Below are 3,468 nucleotides of genomic sequence, written 5' to 3'. Positions count from 1 at the left end.
TCGCCATGAGGCAAATGACTGTAGATCGGTAAGTTCCAGTTCAAACAACACGGGGAGAATTTTAGTACCCAAAAGATCGGCATGAGCCCAGTTTTCCACTCCCGAATCTAACCATTCTTTGAGTCGTTCGCGAATGTATGAATCGAGGCGAGGGCGATGTTTTTTAATAAGGAGGATGGCTAAAGATCCAAATTCATATTTTCCGGTTTTCAGTAAGATCAAGCCGAAATCGGCTATTTCACGTGGGCTTGGCTTAAAATCTTGGAGGATGCGATCTCTGAGTATTTTAAGATCTTCATCTTGCAAGCCAAAGGCATCGTAACCCTCATTAAAACTGTGCATATTGCGGATGGCGCGAATTGGATCTTCGCGATCGAAACAGAACTTTTCTACAGCTTTATATATTTGTTTAAATCTCTCGTTTAATTCTTGCATATTAGCGTCCTCGTATTATCAATAGCCCTAAAAGGCTTTGCCGCACCGAATATATAAAATATGGAGCAAAGATTGTTCCAATTTGGCACTGAGCATATAAAAGATCAGTTGTAACCCTTACCTTTTCCGGTAACCAAAACATGGATCCGGTTAAAGATCTGTCGCATCCGATAGATCATTTCCTGGTTGGGATTTAGCTGCGCCAGCATTTTTTTGAAAAAGGCATCCCAATTTGTGGTTTCGTGGCTGCTAAAGTAGCCAATATTATCTAATACATCCATCATGTACCGATAGATTTTGCTAAGTTCTTCCCCGCTAACTGCATCTACAATTTTGGTTCCCTGTTCTTCATCAAGGCGTTGATCAAAACTGTTGATTTCGTAAATTGCCAATGCTACTGCTTGAGCAAGATTGATTGAGGGAAAATCTTTGTTTGCGCGAAAGTGGCATCGCAGGGGACACAAATCGGCTTCATCATTGGTAAGCCCAAATGTTTCGCGCCCGAAAACTAAACCGATTTTAAGCTTAGGCAAGCTGTGCACGTAATTTGCCATTTGCATAGGAGAAAAATCTATGGGTTTATTTTTGCCCAAGCGGCGGGAAAAGGCAATAACTCTATCCAGATCTTTAATTGCATCTGCCAAAGAGGAAAATATGGCGGCTTTCTCCAAAAGGTGCTCCGAGTGCATCGCCAGATAGAAATCGTTTTTTTGGGGTACAGAGCCTACAATGCGCAGATCGCTAAAGCAAAAGTTATTCATAATGCGAGCGATAGCACCCACATTTCCGGCATAAATTGGCTCTACTAAAATGATGCTTAGTTTATTGAAATCAGCGGGCATTTGCCTTTCTACGCATATGAATCACGGAGCCGAGTTTGTTGCCCATGTTTTGGACATTTGCATTTGAATCTTTCTTCCAACTGGCGATAGTGCGTTGAGAAATGCTTAAAAAGTCGTTACCTTGATCTTTTTTGCTTTTTTGGGTGTGGATATTGGCAAGTTTTTTGAGGGTTTGCCAAATAGTGTTGAAACGGGTATCATCTGCGTCTAATAGCCAGCGCCGGACGTTTGTGTAGGTTTGAATAGGGCGAACTCTGCCTACTTGGGTAAGAATGTGTGAGATTTTCTTTTGCACTTCTTCGCTATTATCATCCAGCAATCTAGAAAGAAACGCTAGTACAAATTGAGGGTTTTTGGCAGCGATGTTTTCCATCCCGTGCATACTCATTGCGCGTTTTTTTTCGTTATCGCTTTCTGCCCAAAGAGGCATATACTCTCGCATTGCTTCGGGAAATCGTTTCCATAATTCAAAACAGATAGTTTCACTTTCCCAGGGGACAGATTCGAAGGTTTTATCTAATGTGGCGATAATGCGCTCCGGGTTGTCCTGATATTTGTAATAAAAATAGAATAGCCCGGTTGCCCGTAACCCATAAATAAAATCACCTAATAGGTCTCCACAGATTTGGTCTAAATTTCCGGTTCCCGTGTATGTTGCCAGGCGTTTGCCCAATTCTTCACGCACGAAGTAATTTGCTGTGTTTCCAAGTTCGTCGATTTGTTTGATAACAAGGGCATCTTTGCCTTTGTCTAAATTGCGAAATATCTTTTCTACTTGGGCGTCTAGTAGTTTATAGTCGTCAATATTCAGACGTCCTACTTCTTTGATCATAAATAAATCTCCAAGATTGGCATAAATGCCATTGATAAAATAATTTTACAGGCGGGTAAAACCCAAATTAAGAGGAGGCTTCACTGTGCCTTGTGTTTTTGAAAAGCCGTAACTAAAGTGCCTGGAGGCTGTGGGATTGCTGTGCTACGTGTATTTTGCAAGATAACAATAACAGAAAATCTGTCAAGAACTTTCTTCTATCATGATGTCTGTTAAGCCCTTAATATTAAAAAATATGCATAATCTCTAAACCCATACCAGCGTTTAAAGCGAAAAAACTTCTAGCTTGTAGATTTTTGTTGGGAAGATGCGTCTTGAGGAATATCGGGGCTACGGCTGCCATTTACACTCTGGCTTGTTTTAAAATGGAGTTTGGCTACATTGCATAGGTGTTTTTCGCCATGTTCTTTTATGAAGTTCTGTCCAGCTTTAATGACTGAGGAACCCGCACCCTTAGGGAAAACGAACTTATACTTGCGATTGAGGGCACTTATTGCCTCTAGAAACTGATAGCGGGCAAGAATTGATGCCGCTGCTACAGCTATATCTCGCTCTGCATGGGTCTGTTCCATAACCGATAGGGCGGGGTTACGTTTGTAAAGGCGGTTTTTAACCTTGTGGGCTCGGGTAAATTGATCTACAATTACTCCTTCTGCACTACTCTGTTTAGCAAACAGCTCCAGAATAACTTTTTCGTGAAGCCAGCTTAGAAGATCGTTCAGATTCTGTCCTTGTTGCTTGAAATCGTAAATCAATTCATTGTAACGTGTTGGTTTAAGCACAATGCAGGATGCCTGAAAAGGATATTTGAGGTAGAGGCTTTTAGCTACTTGCACAATGCGAATATCGCCTATAAGCTTACTATCCTGTACGCCAAGAGCTTTAAGCTCTTCCACTTGATGGGCTTCCACATAGAAAGCACAAGCCACCAGAGGTCCAAAGTAATCTCCCTTGCCACATTCATCGCTACCAATCCAGCGCTGCCACGTGTGAAATCCAGTAGGCTCATTAACTTTCTTTTCGCCTAGCAGTAAAAGCTCTAATTCTGCTTTTAGTCCGCTTTGTTTGGGCGCACTAATCACTTGGCTGAGACCGCGTTTTTCACTATAATAAAGGTTGATCGTTGCTCGATCTGAATTGCGAGTTACTTTTAATTGCACACCCCAAGCAATTTCTTGTTTTATATACACTTCCACACCTTTCTGCGAGAGCAATGGGATAAGATGCGAAAGATAATACTCTATCTGTTTATGCATCTGCCAAATGAGCTTTTAAGATTTCGCCTACAGTGAATAAAGAACCACCTCCAACCACGATGCCATCGGTTCCGGCATCTTTCACGGCAGCACAATAAGCTTG

The 3,468-nt window shown here is 41.8% G+C and carries 4 protein-coding genes; all 4 read right to left on the bottom strand.

Annotation, left to right across the window (positions count from 1 at the left end):
- A partial coding sequence (locus LHW48_02015) for a DNA alkylation repair protein (protein MCB5259237.1) occupies window positions 1-435 on the bottom strand: 435 nt, incomplete at its 3' end.
- Between the two features lie 104 nt (window positions 436-539).
- Window positions 540-1,277 (bottom strand): tRNA methyltransferase, encoded by a 738-nt coding sequence (locus LHW48_02010; protein ID MCB5259236.1) that lies wholly within the window; start codon window positions 1,275-1,277, stop codon window positions 540-542.
- A complete protein-coding gene (locus tag LHW48_02005; GenBank protein MCB5259235.1) occupies window positions 1,267-2,109 on the bottom strand; it encodes a DNA alkylation repair protein in 843 nt (280 codons plus the stop codon). Before LHW48_02005 ends, LHW48_02010 begins: the two co-directional genes overlap by 11 nt.
- A 281-nt stretch (window positions 2,110-2,390) precedes the next feature.
- Complete coding sequence (gene rnhC / locus LHW48_02000; GenBank protein MCB5259234.1) at window positions 2,391-3,365, bottom strand: ribonuclease HIII; 975 nt, start codon at window positions 3,363-3,365, stop codon at window positions 2,391-2,393.
- Window positions 3,366-3,468 lie beyond the last annotated feature (103 nt).

Source organism: Candidatus Cloacimonadota bacterium (assembly GCA_020532355.1).
Taxonomy (GTDB): domain Bacteria; phylum Cloacimonadota; class Cloacimonadia; order Cloacimonadales; family Cloacimonadaceae; genus UBA5456.
This window is presented reverse-complemented; position numbering and strand designations above follow the sequence as displayed.